Consider the following 19,517-nt stretch of genomic DNA (forward strand, 5'->3'; position numbering starts at 1 on the left):
CGTGCGTGGCTCACTTCTGGTCGGCGGTCTGCTGCTCGGTCTTCTTGAGCGCGGCGACGAGCTCGTCCACGGGTGTCTTCAGCAGCACGGCGGTGTTGCCGGAGACCTCCTGCACGCCGTCGGTCACGGCCTTCGTGTCCTGGTAGACCTCGACGAGCTTCTTCACCGACGGGTCGTCGGCCTCGTCCGCACGGGCGGCGAAGACGTTGACGTAGGGCAGCGCGTTCGGGTCCGACGGGTCGTCCTGGGCGATGGCGTCGGAGAACGTCAGGCCGGCCTTCTCGACGAAGTCGTTGTTGACGATGGCGGCGGCGACGTCGTCGAGCGACGTGGCGGTGACGTTGGCGTCCAGCGCCGTCACCTTCACGCGCGAGGCGCTGGTGTCGACGTCGGCGAGGTCGGAGAAGATCGTGCCGCCGTCCTTGAGCGTGATGAGTCCGGCGGACTGCAGCACGAGCAGGCCGCGGGCCTGGTTGCTGGCGTCGTTCGGCACCGCCACGGTCGCGCCGTCGGGGATGTCGGCGACGTCGGTGTACTTCTTGGAGTACAGGCCCAGCGGGTAGATGGCTGTGGCGCCGACGGGCACGAGGTCCTGGTCGTTGGAGACGTTGTAGTCGGCCAGGTAGACGATGTGCTGGAACTGGTTGAGGTCCAGGTCGCCCTCGGCGACGGCGGGGTTCGGCTGGGCGTAGTCGGTGAAGTCGACGATGTCGACGTCGAGGCCGGCCTCCTTGGCGGCCTTCTCGTACTCGGCCCAGTAGGGGTCGCTGGCGCCGACGACGCCGATCCGCCAGGTCTTGGCGCCGTCGGCGGACTCGTCGGCTCCACCACGGGTGGCGAGGAAGATCACGGCGGCGGCGACGACGACGGCGAGCGCGATGATGATCGCGACGAGACGGCCACGACGCTTCGGGGCCTCGATGACGGGGGTGGGCTCGGACACGACGAGCTCCTTCCTGCGGGGTGACCGCACGGGGTGGGGGACGTGCCGCCGGGGTGGGGCGACCCGTGCACGCTACGGCGGGGCGCTGCACCGTCCGGACGGGTGACCAGCATGCGAGAACGGCGCGCCGCGGGCCCCCGCGACTGGTAGCGGTCCGGGTCAGGGTCGGTCGTCGTAGGACCACGCGACGTCGTCGCGCACCACCCGTGCGGGCACGCCGGCGACCACGCTGTGCGCCGGGACCTTCTGGCCGCGCACGACCGACCGCATGGCGACGACGGCGCCGTCGCCGACGTCGGCGTGCCCGGTGACCACGGCGTCCTTGCACAGCCAGACGTGCCGGCCGAGCCGGATGCTCGCGCCGAAGGGGTTGAGCCGCTCGCCCGTGGTGCGGTCCTCGAGCCGGTGCATGTCGTCGGTGGCCACGTAGACGTCGGCCGCCCACAGCTGCTCCGGTCCGGCGACCACGCTGCCGCCGTTGCGCGCGTCCACGACGGCGCAGCGGGTCGCGACGAGCGGCCCGTGCAGGACGATGCTGGAGCCGCCGCCGCAGAACAGCTCGCCCGCCGTCAGCTCGCACCCGGCGTCGACGTACACCGTGGCGCCGTCGCCGCCGACGAGGAGCGAGGCGATGCTGCGCAGCGCGGAGCCGACGGCCACGACGACGTCGCGCACGGGGAACAGGGTCAGCTGCTCGAGGACCTTCGACGGGAGCAGGGCACCGTCGGCGAGGTAGAGCGCGTTGCCGCAGTCGTGCCACCACGTGGGGACGCCGTCCTCGACGCGGGTCCAGGTCTGCGCGTCGACGGCGTCGCCGTCGGCTCCCGCGGCACGCAGGCGCTCGCGGTGCTCGGGTGCCAGGCCCTGGATCCGTTCCACCCGTGCATCCTGCCAGCCGCGTGATCGGCCCCCGGCCCAGCACGTCCGCTCGGCCGACCGGCGCCAGGCCACCACCTCGTGACACGGTGTCACGCCGATCCGTGACCGTCGTCCACTACCGGACCCGGCTGCCCGCCGCGAGGCTGCTGTCACCGACCACGGAACGATCCACGAGGGGGCTGCACACGATGGGACCTCAACCGCACAGCACGGGCGACGTGCTCGTCTACGACGGGACGTGCGAGCTGGGCCAGACGGTGGCCGACTGGGTCAGCGAGCGCAGCGACGGGAGCATCGACTTCCGCCCGGCGACACCCGAGCTCGCGCGCGACCTGGGCCTCGACGACGCGGAGCTGGACGCCGCCGCCGTGCTGGTCACGGCCGACGGACGGCACCTCGTCGGCGCCCTCGCGCTCGGCGAGGCGCTGCGCCGCAGCCCGCGCTACGACCGTCGCCTGCTCGGGCGGCTCCTGCTCGAGCAGCCGAGCCGCGAGGTCGGCTCGTGGATCTACTCCTGGGTCGCCAAGAACCGCCACCGCCTCTCCGGCGGAGCGGGTGCCGACGGGCGCGCCGCCTGAGGCACGTCACCCACTCACCACCCACGAGGAGATGTTCATGAAGAGGATGATCCAGGGAGCCGCCGCGCTCGGCGCCGTCACCGGTCTGGTGGCGGTCGGCACGGTCCCCGCCCACGCTGCCGCCGGGGACGCCGCCGGGGAGAGCACCTACACGGCGAGCGCGGCGTTCGCGCAGGCGGCGCAGCAGCCGGAGACGAACCAGGAGGTCGAGCCGGCCGCCATCCCGGCCGTCGTCGGCACCGCGTTCGTCACCGGCGCCGCAGCCGGTGCCGGGAAGGTCGTGGCCGGATGGGCCGCGCAGAAGATCATCGGCACGTGGGAGCTCCCCGAGGCCACGCTCGAGATGACCCAGCTCGACTGAGCCTTCCCGACGTCCCGGGACGGACCGGACCCGCGTGGCCGTCCCGGGACCTCGCCCCCTGTCCCGACGATCAGGAGAAGCCCGATGTCGCCGACCCGTGGCCCCGCCTCCGCACCGGCCGAGCGTCTCCCACGCCTCGCGTGGGTGGCGACGTTCGGTGCCGCGACGCTGCTCGCCGTGCACCTGCTGATGACCGCGCTCCACGTCGCACCCGTCAACCCGGTGACGGTGCAGCACGAGACGCTCGTGCGGCGCTGGACCGAACCGCTGTTCACCCAGAACTGGAAGCTCTTCGCCCCCGACCCGATCGCCGTCGACCAGGGGCTCCTGGTCAAGACCCGCACCGACGACAGGCGGGAGAGCGAGTACGTCGACGTGGTCAGCGGGTACCTCGAGGCCAAGCACCACTCCGTCCTCGCCCCACGCGACGGCTACCTGGTGAGCGGCGTGCTCACCCGCTTCCTCGAGGCGCGCCAGGAGGCGGTCTCGACCCTGCCCGAGGACGCACGCGGTGGCGGCCTGTTCCTCGACCGAGCCCGGCTCGCGGCGCTCGAGCCCGACGTCCGTGCGGCCTACGAGCAGGTGCTCGAGGACGTCCGCGACGCCGCGGCCTGGCACGTCGCTGCCGACGACCCGTCGGTGCGGGCCGTGAAGCTGCGCATCGTCCAGCACACGTTCCCACGCTTCTCGGAGCGCCACGACGACGGAGTCGGCGAGATCCGGCACGACACGTCCGACTGGCTGACGCTCGAGAGGAGCGCGGCATGACCGCGGCGACGTCGCTCAGGGCTCGGGCGTCGGCCCTCGTCGCCCTCGTGGCGACGCGACGCCACCGGACGCTCGGCCTCGCCGTGGTCCGCGTGGCCCTCGGCTGCGTGGTGCTCGCCGACCTGCTGATCCACGCCAGCCGGCGACACGTGCTGTGGGGGCCGGACGGCTGGTACGGGACCGACCGGATGGAGCGCGACCTGCAGGTCGGCGTCTCCCTGTTCCGGCTCGACGGCTCGGCGCTGACGACCGACCTGCTCTACCTGGCCTACGCGGCGGCGGCCGTGGCGTTCACGATCGGGTGGCGCACCACCTGGGTGACACCGGTCCTGCTGGTCCTGGTGTGGACGTTCCAGGAACGCAACCCGTACCTGATCAACGGCGGCGACAACCTGCTCCGCATCATCCTGCTCTACCTCGTGTTCGCCCGGCTGGACGCCTGGCTGTCACCGGGTGCGGCCCGCCGTCGCGCGACCCCCCGGAAGGTCGGTGCGGCCCGCGAGGTGCTCGGGACCGTCGCCCACAACACGGCTCTCGCAGCCTGCATCGCGCAGCTCTGCATCATGTACGGGGCGTCAGCGCTCTACAAGGCCCAGGGCGAGATGTGGTTCGAGGGCACGGCCGTCTACTACATCACCCGGGTCGCCGAGTACGACGTCTGGCCCGAGGTCACCCGGCTGCTGTTCACGTCGGCGACGATCGTGACGGTGGCGACGTACACCGCCCTCCTGGCTCAGCTCGCCTTCCCGTTCACGGTGCTCACCCGGCGGGCGCGGCACGTCGTGTTCGTCCTGCTCGCGGGGATGCACGCCGGGATCGGCCTGCTCATGGGCCTGCCGATCTTCTCGGCCGTGATGATCGCGTGCGACCTGCTGCTCCTCACCGACACGGAGTGGCGCACCGGGGCCCGGCGGGTCGCGGTCGCGGGTCGGCGGCTGCGCCGGCACCTCGCGGCCGCCGGATCCGTGGGCACCGCCTCGCACGAGCCGCTGCTCGACCCCGAACCCACCCCCACGAGACGAGAGGCCATCCCATGATCAGCTGCCACGACGTCACCAAGTCCTACCGCGGCCGCACGGTCGTCGACCACGTCACCTTCGACGTGCCCGCCGGACAGGTCACGGGCTTCCTCGGTCCCAACGGCAGCGGGAAGACCACCACCATGCGCGGGATCCTCGGGCTCACCGGCCTCGACTCGGGCACGGTCGTGGTGGAGACCGACACCGCCGCCGTGCCGGGGTCACGTCCCCTGGGGGCGACGCTCGACTGCATGGGCTTCCGGCGCGAGCTGCGGATCGAGCACGCGCTCGACGCAGTCGGCCGACGCCACGGCGCCACCACGCCACCGCGAGAGCTCCTGGAACAGGTCGGCCTGGACGACCCCCGGATGCGGGTCGGCGAGCTCTCCCTCGGCATGATGCAGCGACTGCGGATCGCCGCCGCGCTCGTGGTGCCTGCCCGAGCCCTGGTGCTCGACGAGCCGCTCAACGGGCTGGACCCCGACGGTGTGCGGTGGGTGCGAGGGCTCGTGCGCGAGCACGCCGACGCCGGGGGCGCGGTGCTCGTGAGCAGTCACCTGCTCAACGAGGCCGAACGGCTCGTCGACCGCGTCGTCGTCATCCACCGCGGGAGCATCATCGCGGAGAACACGCTGCAGGGATTCACGCAGCACCACGCCAGCCTGGAGGACGCCTTCTTCGCCTCCACGGCACGGACGACGGGAGACCGTGCATGACCACCCTGACCTGTCTGCGCGCCGACCTCGTGACCCTCCTGCGGAGCCGGGCGGTCCGCTTCACGGTCGTCGGGGCCACGGCCCTCGCGGCCCTCCTCACCGGATCGCTCGTCGCCACCTCCGGCGGCGCCGACGCCGCCGTCGACGTGTCGACCACGTTCGGCCAGGTCGAGACGCTCATCGACCCGATCACCGGGCTCGTCGTGGCAGCCATGCTGGCCGCCTACTGGGGGTCCGGCTTCGGCGACGGGTCGATCCTGTGGAGCTTCCTCGCCGCCCGCTCCCGCGCCGTCATCGCGCTCAGCGCCCTCGCCACCGGCGCGCTGCTCGGTCTGACCGCGGCCGCGGCCGCCTCGGTCACCAAGGTGCTCACGCTGAGCATCGCGCTGGGTGGTCGCGAGGCACTCTGGTGGGGCGACGACCGGGCGGTGCTCGCGCTGGGCGGTGCTCTCGTCGCCGGGGTCGCACTCGGTGTGGCCGCGACCGCCGTGAGCCTCGTCGTGCGTCACGGTGCGGTCGCCGTGGGCCTGCTGTTCGGGTGGCTGCTGCTCGTCGAGCCGCTCGTCGCCCGACTGCTGCCCGAGTCGACCTGGACCTGGTTCCCCGGGCAGGCGCTGGCCGCCGTCCGCAACGCCGTGGAACGCGCCGACACCGGGCACGCGCTCGCCGTCGTGACCGTCAGCACGCTCCTCCTCGCCGCCTGCTCCGTGCTGGTGACCGTACGCCGCGACCCCTGACGTCCGTCGGCGGCCGTCCGTCGGGAGCGGGAGGGTCGCCGTCGGCTAGATCCACCCCTCGGCGTACGCCACGTCCGCAGCCTCCCGGCCGGATCCGACACCCAGCCGGCCGACCGCGCTCGAGACGTAGTTGCGGACGGTGCCGGGCGCCAGGTGCAGCGCGGCGGCGACGTCGGCCGTGCGGGCTCCGTCGCGCACGAGCGCGAGCACCTCCCGCTCACGCTCGCTCAGCGGACAGGCCCGCATGGTCAGCGCCAGGGTGGCGATCTCCGGGTCGACGTACCGCTGGCCGGCGTAGATCGCACCGATGACCCGGACGAAGTCGTCGGACGACGTGCTCTTCAGGACGAAGCCCGCCGCACCGGCGGCCAGGGCACGCTCGAGGTGGGCCGGCCGCGCGTGACGGGTGACGACCACGACCTTCACCGGCTCGCCCGCCAGCCGGCGTGCGACCTCGATACCGTCGACGCCGGGCATCTCGAGGTCGACGAGCGCGATGTCCGGGTCGGTGGCGCGGACGACCCGCACCGTCTCCTCCCCGTCGGCGGCCTGACCGACGACCTCCAGGCCCGGCTGGAGGTCCAGCAGCGCCGCGAGCGAGGTGCGCAGCAGCCCGTCGTCGTCGGCCACCACCACCCTGACCAGGTGCTCGCTCATGCGCTCCTCCTCGGCTCGAGCCGTACCTGCCAGCCGTGGCCGTCCGGGCCGGCCACCACGCTGTACCCCAGGGCCGCGGCCCGTTCGTCGAGCCCGTCCAGCCCGGATCCGCGGGCCAGCTCCGAGGTCCGCCGCGGACCGTCGTCGCGCACCGACACGGTCCACGCGCCGTCGCGACGTTCCAGCCGGACGGTGGCGCGCCGGGTGTGCGAGTGACGCAGCACGTTGGTCGTCGCCTCCCGCACCAGCAGGCCGGTGAGCCGGGCGAGGTCCGACGGCAGGTCGGCGGCGGCCCCCTCGACCGCGAGCTCGACACCGACGGCGGCGAGGATCGAGCGGGCGTTGGCGATCTCGTCGTCGACGTCGACCGCCCGGTACCCGTGCGCGACGGCACGCGTCTGCTCGAGGGCGTCACGCGCGGCCGTCTCGATGGAGGCGAGCACGTCGCTCACCTGCTCGAGCGCGTCCTCGCCACGTACCCGCAGCAGCGACCGACCGAGGTCCGCCTGCACCAGGATCCGCTGCAGCTCGTGGCCCTGCACGTCGTGCAGCTCGCCTGCGAAGCGCAGCCGCTCCTCCATGACCCGCCGCGAGACGACGGCGTCGCGGGCGCGCGTGAGCTCGACGACGACCCGGTCCCACCACACCTGGCCGACGATCACGACGACGCACGCGGTGACCGCGAGGAGCACCCATGCGCCCGCCCAGCGGTCGAGCCCCGAGCCGTCGGCCGACCAGGCCGCGAGCGTCAGTGCGCCGGCGGCGGCGAGCGCCGACAGCGCCACGACCGCTCCGAGCGCGGTCGACAGGACGGGTCGCTCCCGGTCCCACCGCAGCTCGCGCAGGGTGGCCACCCCGAGGGCGGCGGCGGGCAGCAGGGCCCAGACGACGGTGGGGCGTCCACGCGCTGCCTCCGCGCACGCCACCGCCGTCGCCACGGCCACACCGGCCCACGACGCCGGACGCGAGGCGAGCACGCGGTGCGCCGCCGTCGGCGTCCGAGGGCCGGGCAGCCACACGTCGCTGACCACGAGGCTGGCCACCTGCTGCGCGCCGAGCGCGACGACCACGGCTGCGCTGGCCGCCCACAGGACGCTCGGGCGGGGCTCGTCGAACGCGCACAGCACGGTGGCGATCAAGGTCGGGGCGACCAACGCCGTGGCGCTGTAGACGGCATGCGACGGCGTCGGCCGCTCGGCTGCGAGGTGGCTGCGCGTCACCACCCCATCCTATGTTTGGCACACCCTTCCAGGTCACGTCCGTGTCACGTCCTGGGCACGACCTCCCCTGGACGGCGGAGGGCCCCGACCGGCGAACCGGTCGGGGCCCTCGTCGTCAGGGAGCGGGCCTCAGGTCTCGACACGCCGCCGGCTGCGCGCGCAGAGCTCGCGCGACAGCCCTCGGCTCCTCGACCTGGACTTCCAGAGGACGTCTCAGAAGCCCATGCCGCCCATGTCGCCCATGTCGGGGGCGCCACCACCGGCCGGAGCAGGCTCCGGCTTGTCGGCGACGACGGCCTCCGTCGTCAGGAACAGCGCCGCGATGGAGGCGGCGTTCTGCAGCGCGGAGCGCGTGACCTTGGCCGGGTCGATGATGCCCGCGGCGATGAGGTCGACGTACTCGCCCGTGGCGGCGTTGAGGCCGTGGCCCGGCTCGAGGCCGGCGACCTTCTCCGCCACGACGCCGCCCTCGAGGCCGGCGTTGACGGCGATCTGCTTCAGCGGGGCCGACGCAGCGGTGCGCACGATGTTCGCGCCCGTCGCCTCGTCACCCTCGAGCTGCAGCTTCTCGAACACGGCCGCGGTGGCCTGGACGAGCGCCACGCCACCACCGGCGACGATGCCCTCCTCGACGGCCGCCTTCGCGTTGCGCACGGCGTCCTCGATGCGGTGCTTGCGCTCCTTGAGCTCGACCTCGGTGGCCGCGCCGACCTTGATGACGGCGACGCCGCCGGCCAGCTTGGCGAGGCGCTCCTGCAGCTTCTCGCGGTCGTAGTCGGAGTCGCTGTTCTCGATCTCCGCGCGGATCTGGTTGACCCGGCCGGCGATCTGGTCCTGCGAGCCGCCGCCCTCGACGATGGTCGTCTCGTCCTTGGTCGTGACGACCTTGCGCGCGGTGCCGAGCAGCGAGATGTCGGCGTTCTCGAGCTTGAGACCGACCTCCTCGCTGATGACCTCGCCGCCCGTGAGGATGGCGATGTCGGCCAGCATGGCCTTGCGGCGGTCACCGAAGCCGGGGGCCTTGATGGCGACCGACTTGAACGTGCCGCGCATCTTGTTGACGATCAGCGTGGCCAGGGCCTCGCCCTCGACGTCCTCGGCGATGATCGCGAGCGGCTTGCCCGACTGCATGACCTTCTCGAGCACCGGGACGAAGTCCTTGACCGAGCTGATCTTGCTGTTGACGATGAGGATGTAGGGGTCCTCGAGGACCGTCTCCATGCGCTCGGGGTCGGTGACGAAGTAGCCCGACAGGTGACCCTTGTCGAAGCGCATGCCCTCGGTGAGCTCGAGGTCGAGGCCGAACGTGTTCGACTCCTCGACCGTGATGACGCCCTCCTTGCCGACCTTGTCCATGGCCTCGGCGATGATCTCGCCGACCGTGGGGTCAGCGGCCGAGATGGACGCGGTGGAGGCGATCTGCTCCTTGGTCTCGACGTCCTTGGCCATGCCCAGCAGCTGGCTGCTGATGGCCTCGACGGCGGCCTCGATGCCCTTCTTCAGGCCCATCGGGTTGGCGCCGGCGGCCACGTTGCGCAGACCCTCGCGCACGAGCGCCTGGGCCAGGACGGTGGCCGTCGTGGTGCCGTCGCCGGCGACGTCGTCGGTCTTCTTGGCGACCTCCTTGACGAGCTCGGCACCGATCTTCTCGTAGGGGTCCTCGAGCTCGATCTCCTTGGCGATGGACACACCGTCGTTGGTGATCGTGGGGGCGCCCCACTTCTTCTCCAGCACGACGTTGCGGCCCTTGGGGCCGAGCGTCACCTTGACGGCGTCGGCAAGCTGGTTCATGCCGCGCTCGAGGCCGCGGCGGGCCTCCTCGTTGAACGCAATGGACTTGGCCATGTGGAACTCTCCGGTTCGACGTGGTTCGGGTGTGACCGGTCGGTGCCCGCGACGGACGAGCCAGGACGTGCGGCGATCCCTTCTCGCCGCCGTCCCGACCCTCACCGGGCCGGTCGGATGTCTAGCACTCTCACTATAGGAGTGCTAACCCAGGACTGGCAATCGGGTGGGGAGAGTGCCAGTCCTGGGGCGCGGTCACTCGTCGTCCCCGATGACGAGCCGAGGCAGCCGGTCGCGCCAGGGGCGGCGGGGCCGCGACGACTCCGCCTCGGGGAGCAGCGCCGACGCGGGCGGCTCGTCGACGTCGGACTGCTCCGCCGCCTCGGCCAACCGGTCCTGGCGGGCGATCCAGAGGACGGTGAGGACGATGCCCACCACCGGGATGAACGCGGGGATGGCCAGCACGGCCACGGGGTGCGCCGACAGCTCCCCGACCACTGCGACACTCGTTCCCATCGCGCCAGTCTACGAGCGGTGGCCGGAGGACGGGCTCAGACCGAGAGCAGCAGGTAGATGCCCGTGAACGTGTAGCCGACCATGAGCACGAGCATCGCGAGCTGACCGGTGAGCCGGTGCGCCCGCGGCAGCACCTCCAGGGCCTTGTCGTGCGCCGCGACCACCGCCACCACGTGCCCGGCGACGACGAACGCGATCTTGTAGACCGCCAGCAGGTCGGGGTGCTCGGACAGGAGGTAGGACACCGTGAGCCCGTCCCCGGTCCCGAGGACCTGCAGCAGGCCGATCACCACGCCCTGACCGCGCTCGACCAGGTAGGTCAGGTAGTGCGCGAAGACGTAGCCCACCACGATCGGCACCAACGAGTGCGCCATGAGCCCCGGCAACGCGCGCCGCTGCGCCGACGTGACACCGCCCGTCGCGACCGACGCGACCACGAACGCCACCGCCACCACCACGCAGAACAGCAGCAGCACGAGCGACGTCGTGAGCGTGGAGTGCGCCGCCGACTGCCAGCCCTCGGACGCGGAGAAGCTGTCGAACGCCGTCGACCCCAGGAGCACGGACACCGCCGCGACGATCCCCGGGGCCACGGGCAGCAGCGGGAGCGACCGCAGGGGATTGTGCGGGGCGAACCGCCGGTCGCGCACGAGCGGCGCGAGCCGCGCCACCACCGCGCTGTACACGTCGAACGGGTCGGCGCGGTCGAACCAGCGCGGCCCGAACACGACACCGCCCGCGACCGTCACCACGACGTAGACCGCCACCCAGGTGCGCACCGCGTGGACGGAGCCGGCGTCGGGAGAGGCGAGCTCCAGCCACACGAACGCGAACAGCCCCGCAGCCGCCGGCCAGTAGCCCCAGGCCGGGCGGTAGACCAGGAAGCCGTCAGGGCGGCCCGCGAGCCGACCGACCAGCCACTGCACCGAGCGCCACGGCGACAAGTCCTTCCACACGTGCCCGGCCAGCAGGGCGAGCGGCACCAGCCCCACCCACACCAGGACGTAGAACGCCCCGATGCCCGGGTTCGACGCGTCGTCGGGGCCGAGGAACAGCGCCCCCAGGAACCAGACGGCCAGCAGCAGGCCGACGACCGCCAGCCACGGTCGACGAGCGGGCTCGCGATCCTCTGCCGCCCCCGGCCCGGCACCCCCGCCGGGCTGCTCTGCCGCCCCCGGCCCGGCACCCCCGCCGGGCTGTTCTGCCGCCCCCGGCCCGGCACCCCCGCCGGGCTGCTCCGCCGTCGGCTGGAGGCGCGGCTCCTTCCAGGCGAACGCGAGGACCGCGAAGGAGATCGTCAGGGCCCAGCTCGCCCCGACGACGGCGTACAGGAACGGCACCGGCAGGTCGGTCGAGCCGCCCACCCCGTGCTGCGGCAGCAGGTCGAGCACGGTCAGGGCCGGACGACGAGCTGGACGATCGTCGCGTGGGTGGCGTGCGACTCGACCGCCACCTGACCCGGACGGTCGAGGGTGAACGTGCGCGACACCGAGTCACCCGGCTGCACGTCGATGCTGACCTCGGGGTCGGAGTGCACGTGCACCTCGTCGGCCACCTCCGACGTGACGTCCAGGGTGACCGGCTCGCCGACCTTCACCTCCACCCGTCTGCCGCGCGGCTGCGGACCGTCGGTCGTGAGCCGCACCTGCACCGTCACGCCCTCGGCGTCCGGGGTCGCGCTCGTCGAGGGTGTGCCGGACGACGTCGCCGCGGGGGTGGGCGTCGCCGACGCGCCGGGTCCGTCCTCCCCCGCACCACAGCCGGCGAGCAGCAGCATGCCGAGCACGCACCCGGTCACCGTGGTCCTCATCGGTCTCTCCTGTCGTCAGGGTCGTGGGGGTTCTGGGGGTCGTGGGGGTCGGGGTCGTGGGGCAGCTCGTCGTCGGGGCGGAAGGCTCGCTCGAGCAGCTCGCGCTCCTCGGCCTCCTCCCGACGGTCCTTCCGGGCGATGTGGAGCACGACGGCCACGACCACGATGGCCGGCACGAAGGCCGGGATCGCGACGAGGGCCGCGTGGTGCGCCCACAGCACCTCCCCGGGAGTCACGCCCGGCCGGCCCCGCTGCCCTCGTCGACGCCGTCGCCGCCGCCCGGTCCGGCCTCGAGGTCCTCGCGGCGCCGTCGGCCCTCGCGGGCGATCGCGCCGGAGACCCGGGCCACGGCCACGCTGATGCCGGCCAGGATGGCCAGGCTGCAGACGAGGACCACGAGGTTCGCGACACCCCACAGCCAGGGCGACGTGTCGAGCTCGCGCTCCCGCTGCAGGATCGTGATCTCGGGGACGAAGTCGCGCGTCATCTCGGCCTCGGCCGGCACCTCCTCCGCGCCCAGCGCCTCGTCGGCGGGCAGGAAGATCGGGGCGGCGGTCAGCATGCGCCCGTCCTGGACGCGCAGGAGCGTCTTCCAGGTCCCGCCGATCGGGACCGGGCTCGTGGTCTCCCACGAGTCGGGGCCGGTGCGTCGCAGCTGCTGCGTCACCACACCGGCACCGCCGCCCTGCCAGGCGGTGATCTGCACCCAGGTCGGGTGCGCGTCCACGAGGCCCTCGGTGGTGGTGGCCTGGACCATGACCTCGGGCTGGTCCTCCGTGCCGACCTGCTGCACCGTGAACCGCACCTGTGCGTCGTCCGGGACCGTGGCGTTCAGGCCGTTCGCGACGGCCAGGGACGTCACGAGGATCGACCCGACCACGATCGAGCGGCCGACCCAGCGGTTGACGGGCAGGCGACCGTCGAGACCCACGGCGAACAGCGCGCCGCACAGTCCCGCCCCGACGGCGACGGGCACGACGGTGACGAGGCTCTCCAGCCAGATGTCCTGGGGCCACGGGAACTGGAAGACGGCGTCGTTCCAGAACTTCTCGATCACCGACCCGACCGTGCCGATCAGGAGGCCGCCGACCGCGCCGAAGACGAGCGGCTTCTCCTTGAGCCTGCTGAGCGCCAGCAGCTCGATGATGAGGGCGCTGCCCAGGTAGAGCGGGAACACGTGGTTCGCCTGGCCGAACACGTCGCCGACGATGAACGAGACCACACCGCGCACGATGACGAAGAAGAACGCGGCGAACAGCGCCGCGCCGGGACCCGCGTAGAGGCGGGCGGCGACGAGCGTGAGCGCCGCGGCCGCGGCGATCATCATCGGGGCGAACACCATGCGGAACTGCGCGATGCCGAAGTCGAACTCGGCCTGGAACACCGAGAGGCCGATGAGCAGGCCGCCGAACGCCATCGAGAGGGTCAGCTTGTGCAGCATGCGGGCGCTGTGGTTGTCGGCCGAGCGCTTCCACTCCTCGGAGAACTCCGCCTCGCGGTGCAGCAGGATGATGCCCGCCGTGGACAGTCCGGCCCCGCCGATGAGCATGAGGTGCGTCGGGCCCCAGAGGGTGACGTCCTGGCCGAAGAGCCGGTGCCAGACGTCGTCGAGCGGGAAGCCGATCAGGGCGTAGAAGCCGCAGGCGGCGATGAAGATGCCGGCCACCGGCGCGTACCAGCGTCGGGTGATCCGCACGGAGGCGATACCGGGCTTCTGGCCGTCGCGCGGGAACACGACCGCGCTCATGCCGGCGACGAAGAGGGCGAACAGCCCGCACAGGATCAGGTAGTGGGCGGGGTTGGCGAGCGGTCCCTCGTCGCGCCCTCGCCCGGCGTGCAGGCTGACGTCCCAGAGGAAGCCGAGCAGGGCGACGACGAGCGAGCTGGCCACGAACAGGGCCGGGATCGACGCCCAGCCGGGCTCGCCGGTGCGGGCGTGCAGCGCGTCGCCGAGACGCTGGAACCACTCGATGCGGTGGGTGCGGTGCGCCCACGCGACGTAGACGAGGACCGCGGTGACGACGGCGGCGCCGACGCTGAGGCCGAGCACCTGGTCGAGGGCGGCCCCGCCGACCGAGGAGGGCTCGGCGGCGCGGAGGGATGCGGGGAACATTCCGGGAGTATGTCAGCGGCGATGTGACACCGCAAGTGTCGGATAGAGCCCTTCACGAGGGCCTCGACGGCGTCGGCTCGAGACCCGCGCCGACGCCGTCCGGATCAGTGCCCGACGACCTCGTGCGCCTCGCGGCCCTTCGGACCGTCGACGACCTCGAGCTCGACCACCTGGCCGTCGTCGAGCGTCTTGTACCCGTCGGACTTGATCCGCGACCAGTGGACGAACACGTCCCCCTGGCCCTCCACCTCGATGAAGCCGTAGCCCTTCGCGGCGTTGAACCACTTGACGGTGCCCTGCACCATGACGCACTCCCACCTGACGGCGATCGACCACCGGACCGGCCCGGTCCGGCACCGAGCCTATACGCGTCCGACGAACGGCAGAAGGGTGCGGTTCACCCGCCGGACATCCCCCGGCGTCCCAGGGTTGGACCCCCGGTCGCCCTGACGCGACCCGGACTCCACCCCGGGAGGCGTCGCGGGACGGGGGCGGGCGTGCTTGGCTGGACGCAGACCACCCGTCGTGAGGAGAGGACCCATGAGCGCGTACCCCGGCTGGCCCGACGACCAGGAGGGCCACGGCACCGCACCCGGTCGCGCCGAGGCCCCGGACGAGACCCAGCGCAACGTCGGTGTCGTCGTCCACGCCATCCCGGCAGCCGCCCTCGTCGTGAGCGCCGGCACGCTCGGCTTCGTCGCCTCGCTCGTCATCTACCTGATGTACAAGGACAAGGGCGAGTTCGCGCGACGTCAGGCCGCCAACTCCCTGAACATCCAGATCACGACCCTGATCTACCTCGTGATCTCCGCCGTGCTGATGCTGGTGCTGATCGGCTTCGTCCTGTACCCGTTGGTGATCGTCGTCGCCGTCGTGCTGCACGTCATCGGCGCCGTCCGCTCCAGCAACGGCGTCTGGTGGAACCCGCCGCTGACGCCACGGTTCGTGAGCTGACGACTCCGACCCTCCGGTCGAATCGTCGCGGCTCGACGGAGCCGCTGGTCGAGTAGCCGCGGCGGCGAGCGCCAGCGAGCACGGCGCGGCGTATCGAGACCACTCGGCAACGGCTCAGCGCCGCCGCATGCGTCCGGTGGGGACTCGGGGTCAGCCGCCGGCGACGGCGGGGATGATGCTGACCTGCGCGCCGTCCTTGACGGGGGTGTCGAGGCCCTGGGCGAAGCGGACGTCCTCCTCCGCGACGTAGACGTTGACGAAGCGGCGCAGCTTGCCGTCCTCGTCGACGATGCGCGCCTTGATGCCGGGGTGGTTCGACTCGAGGGAGTCGAGCACCTCCGTCAACGTGGCGCCCTCGGCCGAGACCGAGGAGGAGTCGCCGGTGTAGCTGCGCAGGATGGTGGGGATACGGACGGACACGGACACAGTGGTCTCCTGAGGTCGGTGGGGGTGGGGCGGACGCGGGTCAGGCGAGGCCGGAGGCCACGAACGCGTCGTAGGTCGGGGCGATGGTCGCGGCCGGACCGACCGAGCCCGACACCGCGTCGAGGGTCTTCAGGCCGTGACCGGTGTTGATGAAGACCGTCTCCAGGTCCGGGTCGAGCGCGCCGGTGGCGACGAGCTTCTTGAGCGTGGCGAGCGTCGTGCCGCCGGCCGTCTCGGTGAAGATGCCCTCGGTCCGCGCCAGCAGCACGATCGCGTCGCGGATCTCGTCGTCGCTGACCTGCTCGACGGCACCGCCGGTCGAGCGCGTGACGTCAAGGACGTAGATGCCGTCGGCCGGGTTGCCGATGGCCAGCGACTTGGCGATGGTGTCGGGCTTGACCGGCCGGATCGCGTCGTGACCCTCGGCGAACGCCGTGGCCACCGGGTTGCAGCCCTCGGCCTGGGCGCCGAACACCTTGTAGGGCTTGTCCGCCACGAGCCCGAGGGCGATGAGCTCCTGGAACGCCTTGTGCACCTTGGTGAGCTGCGAGCCCGACGCCACGGGGATGACGATCTGGTCGGGCAGGCGCCAGCCGAGCTGCTCGGCGATCTCGTAGCCCAGCGTCTTGGACCCCTCGGCGTAGAACGGACGCACGTTGACGTTGACGAACGCCCAGCCGTCCTCCTCGCCGGCGATCTCGCTGGCCAGCTTGTTGACGTCGTCGTAGTTGCCCTCGACGGCGACCAGGTTGTCGGTGAAGACGGCCGAGTTCACCTGCTTCGGCGTCTCGAGGTTGCTCGGGATGAAGACCACCGTGCGGATGCCGGCCCGGGCACCGGCGGCGGCGACCGCGTTGGCCAGGTTGCCGGTGGACGGGCAGGCGAAGACCTTGGCGCCGAGCTCGGTCGCGGCGCTCAGCGCGCAGGCGACGACCCGGTCCTTGAAGGAGTTGGTGGGGTTCGTGCTGTCGTCCTTGACCCACAGCCGTGCGATGCCGAGCTCGTCGGCGAGGTTGCGGGCCTCGAGCAGACGCGTGAACCCGGGCTCGGTGTTGGGGCTGGACTCGATGTCGTCGGGGACCGGGAGGAGGGCCTTGTAGCGCCAGATGTTGCGCGGGCCCGCCTCGATCTGCTCGCGGGTGACGGTGCCGAAGTCGTAGGCGACCTCGAGCGGGCCGAAGCAGTCGTGACAGGCGTAGTGCGGGCCGAGCTCGCGGGTGGCGCCGCACTCGCGACAGACCAGGCCCGTCGCGGAGCCGAACGCACCGTCTCGGAGCGAGCCGCGGACGTCCACCTCGGCGTCGTCGGCGGCGCGGTGCGCGCCCGGTGTGGTGGGGGTGGGGGCGGTGATGCTCACGAGAACCTCCTGGTCATCTTTCCCGACCACGGTGGTCGGGACGGAATGAGCACCTGGCTCCCGCGTCCGTGCTGGACGGTGCGGAGCTGGTTGCTGGGGCGTCGTCGGGCCGTATCCCTGAACCCCTCTGGATGAGCGAGACCAGCCTAGGCAGGCGTCTCATCATGTGTCCACTCGGTCCGGATGACGAGACTCGGCGGTCCGCGAGTCGGGCACGACGCGGAGGGCGGGCGTCCACAGGATGAGCCTCGCACGGCGCTCGGACGCCGGCGCGTCCACAGCAGTGCCCGGCCGCGGCCCGATGCGCACCTCGGCCCGCCATCTCCTCGTGGGCGCCGGACGGACCGGCGTCGCCGACCAGGAGGTCACCGTGCCCGTTCCCCCCGTTCCTGCCCTGCTCGCCGCCCTCGTGGCCCCGCTGCTGGCCAGCCCTGTCCTGCCCGGCCCCGGCACCGTCCCGGCACCGACCGAGGCAGGGCCGTGGCCCGGGAGCACGATCGTCGCCGTGGAGGGCGACGCCCGGCACGGGTTCTCGGTCACGCGGCTCGACGGCAGCGTCGAGCACCCGCCGACGCTCTCGGAGGCGACCGCGGAGTGCGAGGAGCACGACGACCCGACGGACGCCGCGGTCTGCGTGGCTCGGGTCGAGACGCGCTACGCCGGACTGGCCGACGTCCAGCTGAGCCTGCAGTGGGCCCAGCGGGACGCACGGAGCGCCACGGCCGGCTGAGCGCGACGTTCAGCCGTCGGACGGTCGTCGGCGGCGGGACCACCGCGTGCGCGCGGGCTGGTACCCGCCGTCGGCGAGCCCGGCCAGCCGCTCGAACGGGTTCCACGAGGCGGTGTCACCCGTGGCCACCCACGAGACCGCGGCGGCGAGCAGGTACAGCGGCAGGAGCACCGGGCCCAGCAGCCAGGCGTACTGGGTGGCGTGCCGGTCCTCGTGGCGCGCCAGCGCCGGACGCGCCTGAAGCCAGGCGACGTCCCGCGGGGTGAGCACCACCGACCCGACGGTCGTCGCGTCGACACCTCCACGCCGCCACCGCCATCCCGCGGCGACCAGCACCCCGCGACCGACCGGCTGCACGGTCGCGCCGCCGGCCCGCGCCGCCAGGAGTCCCACCGGCGTGCTGAGGTTCGCCCAGTTCACCACCGTGCGCAGCCGCGTCCAGCGGGTGTGCGTCCGTCGGCCTGCCGGCGAGCCGTCACCAGCGCCGGGGACGCTCACGCGTCGAGCGCGTCCGCCCACGCGGTCAGCCAGGCGGCCACCGCGTCGGGGCCGTCGAGCACGACGTCGGACCGGCCGACCAGCGCGTCCTGCTCGCCCGAGGCCGAGGCGACGAGCACCCCGTCGCCGCCGTCGGCGCGCAGCTGGTCGACGGCGTCGTACGCGGGCAGGTCGCCCAGGTCGTCACCGGCGTAGACCACGCGGCGCAGCCCCGTCTCCGCGAGCAGACCACGCAGCGCCGCGCCCTTGTCGGTCGCGTGCCCGCGCAGCTCGAGCACCTGACGACCCGGCTCGACCTCGAGGTCGAGCTCGCCGGCCAGGGCCCGCAGGGGCGCGTCGAGCGCGTGGATCAGGTCGGCGTCGATGCCGCGCGTGTGCACGGCGACGGCGAGCCCCTTGTCCTCGACCCGCACGTGCGCGGCGTCGTGGGCGGCGAGCCAGCCGGGCAGCACCTCCGCGAGCCGGGCGACCGACGCCGGCCGGTCCGGTCGCAGGTGCGTGCCCGTGGCGGCGTCCCAGCGCTCGGCGCCGTACTGCCCGCACACCACCAGGTGCTCCAGCCCGCGCATGCCGGAGAAGCCGCTCAGCGCGAGCGCCTGCTCGACCGGACGCCCCGTGATGATCGCGACCTGGCCCAGCACGTGGCCGAGCCGCGCGACCGCCGACACCGCGTCGGGGTGCGCGAACGCCTGGGTCGGGTCGTCGACGACGTGCGAGAGCGTGCCGTCGAAGTCGAGGCCGAGGAGGATGCGCTCGGGCTCGACGAGCAGGGAGGCCGGGACGTCGGACGTCGTCAGGGGATCTGCCGCAGGCACCCCAGCATCATGACACCCCGACGGGGCCGCACGGGGCGTGACCTGGGGTCAGGTGACGGGCGCCACGACGATGAGCGTCAGGCGCTGCTGGTTGATGCCGGCGGGCGCCGGGGCCACTGCCGAGACGCCGAGGTCGGCGGCGAGCTGACGCGCCTGCGCCTCGCGGCCCGCCGGGTAGTACACCGTGCTGGCCGGTACGTAGCCGCGCCAGTTGCCGATACCGGCGAGTGTCCACCCGCGGGCGGTGACGGTGGCGCCGACCGACCGCGCCAGGCCGGGCGTGCGGGTGGCGTTCAGCACCGAGACCGGCACGGCGGCACGGTCGACGGGCGGCGTCGTGCGGGTGGGGGTGGGCGACGGGCTGGGACTCGCCGTCGCGCTCGGCGTCGGCGTGGGGCTCGGTGACGCGCTCGCCGAGGCGCCGGGGCTGGAACTGGGGCTGGGGCTGGGGCTGGGCGAGGTCGAGGGGCTCGACGTGGGGGCGGCCACCGCCGCGGTGTCGTCGCCGTCGACGACGAGCCAGCCGAGCCACGCGGCGCCCAGCAGGACGAGGACGGTGGACGCGACGAGGGCCCAGGACGGCAGGACGAACGCCCGGCGCGTCACCGTGCGTCGGTGGTCGGACACCAGCCGCC

General features: G+C 72.8%; 24 protein-coding genes and 1 riboswitch. Of the genes, 8 read left to right on the forward strand and 16 right to left on the reverse strand.

Annotated features, from left to right (window positions below; genetic code table 11):
• Positions 1-10: 10 nt before the first annotated feature.
• Together AC3WRM_RS06055 and AC3WRM_RS06060 are read right to left on the reverse strand one after the other, a co-directional pair.
• Positions 11-943, reverse strand: a complete 933-nt coding sequence (locus AC3WRM_RS06055; RefSeq protein ID WP_492248847.1) for a MetQ/NlpA family ABC transporter substrate-binding protein — start codon at positions 941-943, stop codon at positions 11-13.
• A gap of 159 nt (positions 944-1,102) precedes the next feature.
• Positions 1,103-1,822, reverse strand: coding sequence for an acyltransferase (locus AC3WRM_RS06060; protein ID WP_492248848.1), 720 nt, complete (start codon positions 1,820-1,822; stop codon positions 1,103-1,105).
• A gap of 188 nt (positions 1,823-2,010) precedes the next feature.
• On the opposite strand from AC3WRM_RS06060, the gene AC3WRM_RS06065 reads away from it, so the two are divergent.
• The 6 genes from AC3WRM_RS06065 to AC3WRM_RS06090 all read left to right on the forward strand — a co-directional run bounded on the left by AC3WRM_RS06065 (position 2,011) and on the right by AC3WRM_RS06090 (position 6,001).
• Positions 2,011-2,400: a DCC1-like thiol-disulfide oxidoreductase family protein gene (locus tag AC3WRM_RS06065; RefSeq protein WP_492248849.1), complete on the forward strand. Its 390-nt coding sequence runs from the start codon at positions 2,011-2,013 to the stop codon at positions 2,398-2,400.
• 37 nt (positions 2,401-2,437) lie between these two features.
• Positions 2,438-2,761: a hypothetical protein gene (locus tag AC3WRM_RS06070; protein ID WP_492248850.1), complete on the forward strand. Its 324-nt coding sequence runs from the start codon at positions 2,438-2,440 to the stop codon at positions 2,759-2,761.
• Positions 2,762-2,845: 84 nt separating this feature from the next.
• Positions 2,846-3,529, forward strand: coding sequence for a DUF5819 family protein (locus AC3WRM_RS06075; RefSeq protein WP_492248851.1), 684 nt, complete (start codon positions 2,846-2,848; stop codon positions 3,527-3,529).
• Entirely contained in the window at positions 3,526-4,566 is a 1,041-nt protein-coding gene (locus AC3WRM_RS06080; RefSeq protein ID WP_492248852.1) for an HTTM domain-containing protein, read from the forward strand. Before AC3WRM_RS06075 ends, AC3WRM_RS06080 begins: the two co-directional genes overlap by 4 nt.
• Positions 4,563-5,264, forward strand: a complete 702-nt coding sequence (locus AC3WRM_RS06085; protein WP_492248853.1) for an ABC transporter ATP-binding protein — start codon at positions 4,563-4,565, stop codon at positions 5,262-5,264. The genes AC3WRM_RS06080 and AC3WRM_RS06085 overlap by 4 nt, the downstream gene beginning before the upstream one ends.
• The gene (locus AC3WRM_RS06090) at positions 5,261-6,001 is read left to right on the forward strand and encodes a hypothetical protein (RefSeq protein ID WP_492248854.1); all 741 of its coding nucleotides are present in this window, start codon (positions 5,261-5,263) and stop codon (positions 5,999-6,001) included. Before AC3WRM_RS06085 ends, AC3WRM_RS06090 begins: the two co-directional genes overlap by 4 nt.
• A gap of 45 nt (positions 6,002-6,046) precedes the next feature.
• Here the strand turns inward: AC3WRM_RS06090 and AC3WRM_RS06095 are convergent, their stop codons facing one another.
• From AC3WRM_RS06095 to AC3WRM_RS06135, 9 genes are all read right to left on the reverse strand, one after another.
• Positions 6,047-6,658, reverse strand: coding sequence for a response regulator transcription factor (locus tag AC3WRM_RS06095; protein ID WP_492248855.1), 612 nt, complete (start codon positions 6,656-6,658; stop codon positions 6,047-6,049).
• A complete protein-coding gene (locus AC3WRM_RS06100) occupies positions 6,655-7,878 on the reverse strand; it encodes a sensor histidine kinase (RefSeq protein ID WP_492248856.1) in 1,224 nt (407 codons plus the stop codon). The genes AC3WRM_RS06095 and AC3WRM_RS06100 overlap by 4 nt, the downstream gene beginning before the upstream one ends.
• A gap of 213 nt (positions 7,879-8,091) precedes the next feature.
• The gene (groL, locus tag AC3WRM_RS06105; RefSeq protein ID WP_492248857.1) at positions 8,092-9,723 is read right to left on the reverse strand and encodes a chaperonin GroEL; all 1,632 of its coding nucleotides are present in this window, start codon (positions 9,721-9,723) and stop codon (positions 8,092-8,094) included.
• Between the two features lie 195 nt (positions 9,724-9,918).
• Positions 9,919-10,179 carry a hypothetical protein gene (locus AC3WRM_RS06110; protein WP_492248858.1) on the reverse strand — a complete coding sequence of 87 codons (261 nt, stop codon included), beginning with the start codon at positions 10,177-10,179 and terminating at the stop codon, positions 9,919-9,921.
• A 35-nt stretch (positions 10,180-10,214) separates the two neighbouring features.
• Entirely contained in the window at positions 10,215-11,570 is a 1,356-nt protein-coding gene (locus AC3WRM_RS06115) for a hypothetical protein (protein WP_492248859.1), read from the reverse strand.
• A 2-nt stretch (positions 11,571-11,572) separates the two neighbouring features.
• The gene (locus tag AC3WRM_RS06120; protein ID WP_492248860.1) at positions 11,573-11,989 is read right to left on the reverse strand and encodes a cupredoxin domain-containing protein; all 417 of its coding nucleotides are present in this window, start codon (positions 11,987-11,989) and stop codon (positions 11,573-11,575) included.
• Positions 11,986-12,225, reverse strand: a complete 240-nt coding sequence (locus AC3WRM_RS06125) for a hypothetical protein (RefSeq protein ID WP_492248861.1) — start codon at positions 12,223-12,225, stop codon at positions 11,986-11,988. Before AC3WRM_RS06125 ends, AC3WRM_RS06120 begins: the two co-directional genes overlap by 4 nt.
• Positions 12,222-14,102: a hypothetical protein gene (locus AC3WRM_RS06130; RefSeq protein ID WP_492248862.1), complete on the reverse strand. Its 1,881-nt coding sequence runs from the start codon at positions 14,100-14,102 to the stop codon at positions 12,222-12,224. Before AC3WRM_RS06130 ends, AC3WRM_RS06125 begins: the two co-directional genes overlap by 4 nt.
• A 104-nt stretch (positions 14,103-14,206) precedes the next feature.
• Entirely contained in the window at positions 14,207-14,407 is a 201-nt protein-coding gene (locus tag AC3WRM_RS06135; protein ID WP_492248863.1) for a cold shock domain-containing protein, read from the reverse strand.
• 235 nt (positions 14,408-14,642) lie between these two features.
• Between AC3WRM_RS06135 and AC3WRM_RS06140 the strand changes: the two genes are divergently transcribed.
• Entirely contained in the window at positions 14,643-15,056 is a 414-nt protein-coding gene (locus AC3WRM_RS06140) for a DUF4870 domain-containing protein (protein ID WP_492248864.1), read from the forward strand.
• A gap of 150 nt (positions 15,057-15,206) precedes the next feature.
• Here AC3WRM_RS06140 and AC3WRM_RS06145 read toward each other — a convergent pair whose 3' ends face one another.
• Positions 15,207-15,482 carry a ubiquitin-like small modifier protein 1 gene (locus tag AC3WRM_RS06145; RefSeq protein ID WP_492248865.1) on the reverse strand — a complete coding sequence of 92 codons (276 nt, stop codon included), beginning with the start codon at positions 15,480-15,482 and terminating at the stop codon, positions 15,207-15,209.
• 40 nt (positions 15,483-15,522) lie between these two features.
• The gene (gene thrC / locus AC3WRM_RS06150) at positions 15,523-16,776 is read right to left on the reverse strand and encodes a threonine synthase (protein ID WP_492248911.1); all 1,254 of its coding nucleotides are present in this window, start codon (positions 16,774-16,776) and stop codon (positions 15,523-15,525) included.
• A gap of 73 nt (positions 16,777-16,849) precedes the next feature.
• A riboswitch (SAM riboswitch) is annotated at positions 16,850-16,977 on the reverse strand.
• A gap of 103 nt (positions 16,978-17,080) precedes the next feature.
• Between thrC and AC3WRM_RS06155 the strand changes: the two genes are divergently transcribed.
• Positions 17,081-17,569, forward strand: a complete 489-nt coding sequence (locus AC3WRM_RS06155; protein ID WP_492248866.1) for a hypothetical protein — start codon at positions 17,081-17,083, stop codon at positions 17,567-17,569.
• A gap of 9 nt (positions 17,570-17,578) precedes the next feature.
• Here AC3WRM_RS06155 and AC3WRM_RS06160 read toward each other — a convergent pair whose 3' ends face one another.
• Genes AC3WRM_RS06160 through AC3WRM_RS06170 form a run of 3 tightly spaced genes read right to left on the reverse strand, consistent with a single transcriptional unit; the run spans position 17,579 to position 19,509 of the window.
• Positions 17,579-18,067: a hypothetical protein gene (locus AC3WRM_RS06160; RefSeq protein ID WP_492248867.1), complete on the reverse strand. Its 489-nt coding sequence runs from the start codon at positions 18,065-18,067 to the stop codon at positions 17,579-17,581.
• Positions 18,064-18,882, reverse strand: a complete 819-nt coding sequence (otsB, locus tag AC3WRM_RS06165; protein ID WP_492248868.1) for a trehalose-phosphatase — start codon at positions 18,880-18,882, stop codon at positions 18,064-18,066. Before otsB ends, AC3WRM_RS06160 begins: the two co-directional genes overlap by 4 nt.
• Before the next feature lie 48 nt (positions 18,883-18,930).
• Positions 18,931-19,509 carry a LytR C-terminal domain-containing protein gene (locus AC3WRM_RS06170; protein WP_492248869.1) on the reverse strand — a complete coding sequence of 193 codons (579 nt, stop codon included), beginning with the start codon at positions 19,507-19,509 and terminating at the stop codon, positions 18,931-18,933.
• Positions 19,510-19,517: the final 8 nt, after the last annotated feature.

Source organism: Aeromicrobium sp. EU05-FHT14F07 (assembly GCF_058790455.1).

Excerpts from the sequence above, each read along its gene's own strand:
- AC3WRM_RS06065 (WP_492248849.1), top strand. The coding sequence starts at position 2,011 with ATGGGACCTCAACCGCACAGCACGGGCGACGTGCTCGTCTACGACGGG.
- AC3WRM_RS06070 (WP_492248850.1), top strand. The coding sequence starts at position 2,438 with ATGAAGAGGATGATCCAGGGAGCCGCCGCGCTCGGCGCCGTCACCGGT.
- AC3WRM_RS06075 (WP_492248851.1), top strand. The coding sequence starts at position 2,846 with ATGTCGCCGACCCGTGGCCCCGCCTCCGCACCGGCCGAGCGTCTCCCA.
- AC3WRM_RS06080 (WP_492248852.1), top strand. The coding sequence starts at position 3,526 with ATGACCGCGGCGACGTCGCTCAGGGCTCGGGCGTCGGCCCTCGTCGCC.
- AC3WRM_RS06085 (WP_492248853.1), top strand. The coding sequence starts at position 4,563 with ATGATCAGCTGCCACGACGTCACCAAGTCCTACCGCGGCCGCACGGTC.
- AC3WRM_RS06090 (WP_492248854.1), top strand. The coding sequence starts at position 5,261 with ATGACCACCCTGACCTGTCTGCGCGCCGACCTCGTGACCCTCCTGCGG.
- AC3WRM_RS06095 (WP_492248855.1), bottom strand. The coding sequence starts at position 6,658 with ATGAGCGAGCACCTGGTCAGGGTGGTGGTGGCCGACGACGACGGGCTG.
- groL (WP_492248857.1), bottom strand. The coding sequence starts at position 9,723 with ATGGCCAAGTCCATTGCGTTCAACGAGGAGGCCCGCCGCGGCCTCGAG.
- AC3WRM_RS06110 (WP_492248858.1), bottom strand. The coding sequence starts at position 10,179 with ATGGGAACGAGTGTCGCAGTGGTCGGGGAGCTGTCGGCGCACCCCGTG.
- AC3WRM_RS06120 (WP_492248860.1), bottom strand. The coding sequence starts at position 11,989 with ATGAGGACCACGGTGACCGGGTGCGTGCTCGGCATGCTGCTGCTCGCC.
- AC3WRM_RS06130 (WP_492248862.1), bottom strand. The coding sequence starts at position 14,102 with ATGTTCCCCGCATCCCTCCGCGCCGCCGAGCCCTCCTCGGTCGGCGGG.
- AC3WRM_RS06135 (WP_492248863.1), bottom strand. The coding sequence starts at position 14,407 with ATGGTGCAGGGCACCGTCAAGTGGTTCAACGCCGCGAAGGGCTACGGC.
- AC3WRM_RS06140 (WP_492248864.1), top strand. The coding sequence starts at position 14,643 with ATGAGCGCGTACCCCGGCTGGCCCGACGACCAGGAGGGCCACGGCACC.
- AC3WRM_RS06155 (WP_492248866.1), top strand. The coding sequence starts at position 17,081 with ATGAGCCTCGCACGGCGCTCGGACGCCGGCGCGTCCACAGCAGTGCCC.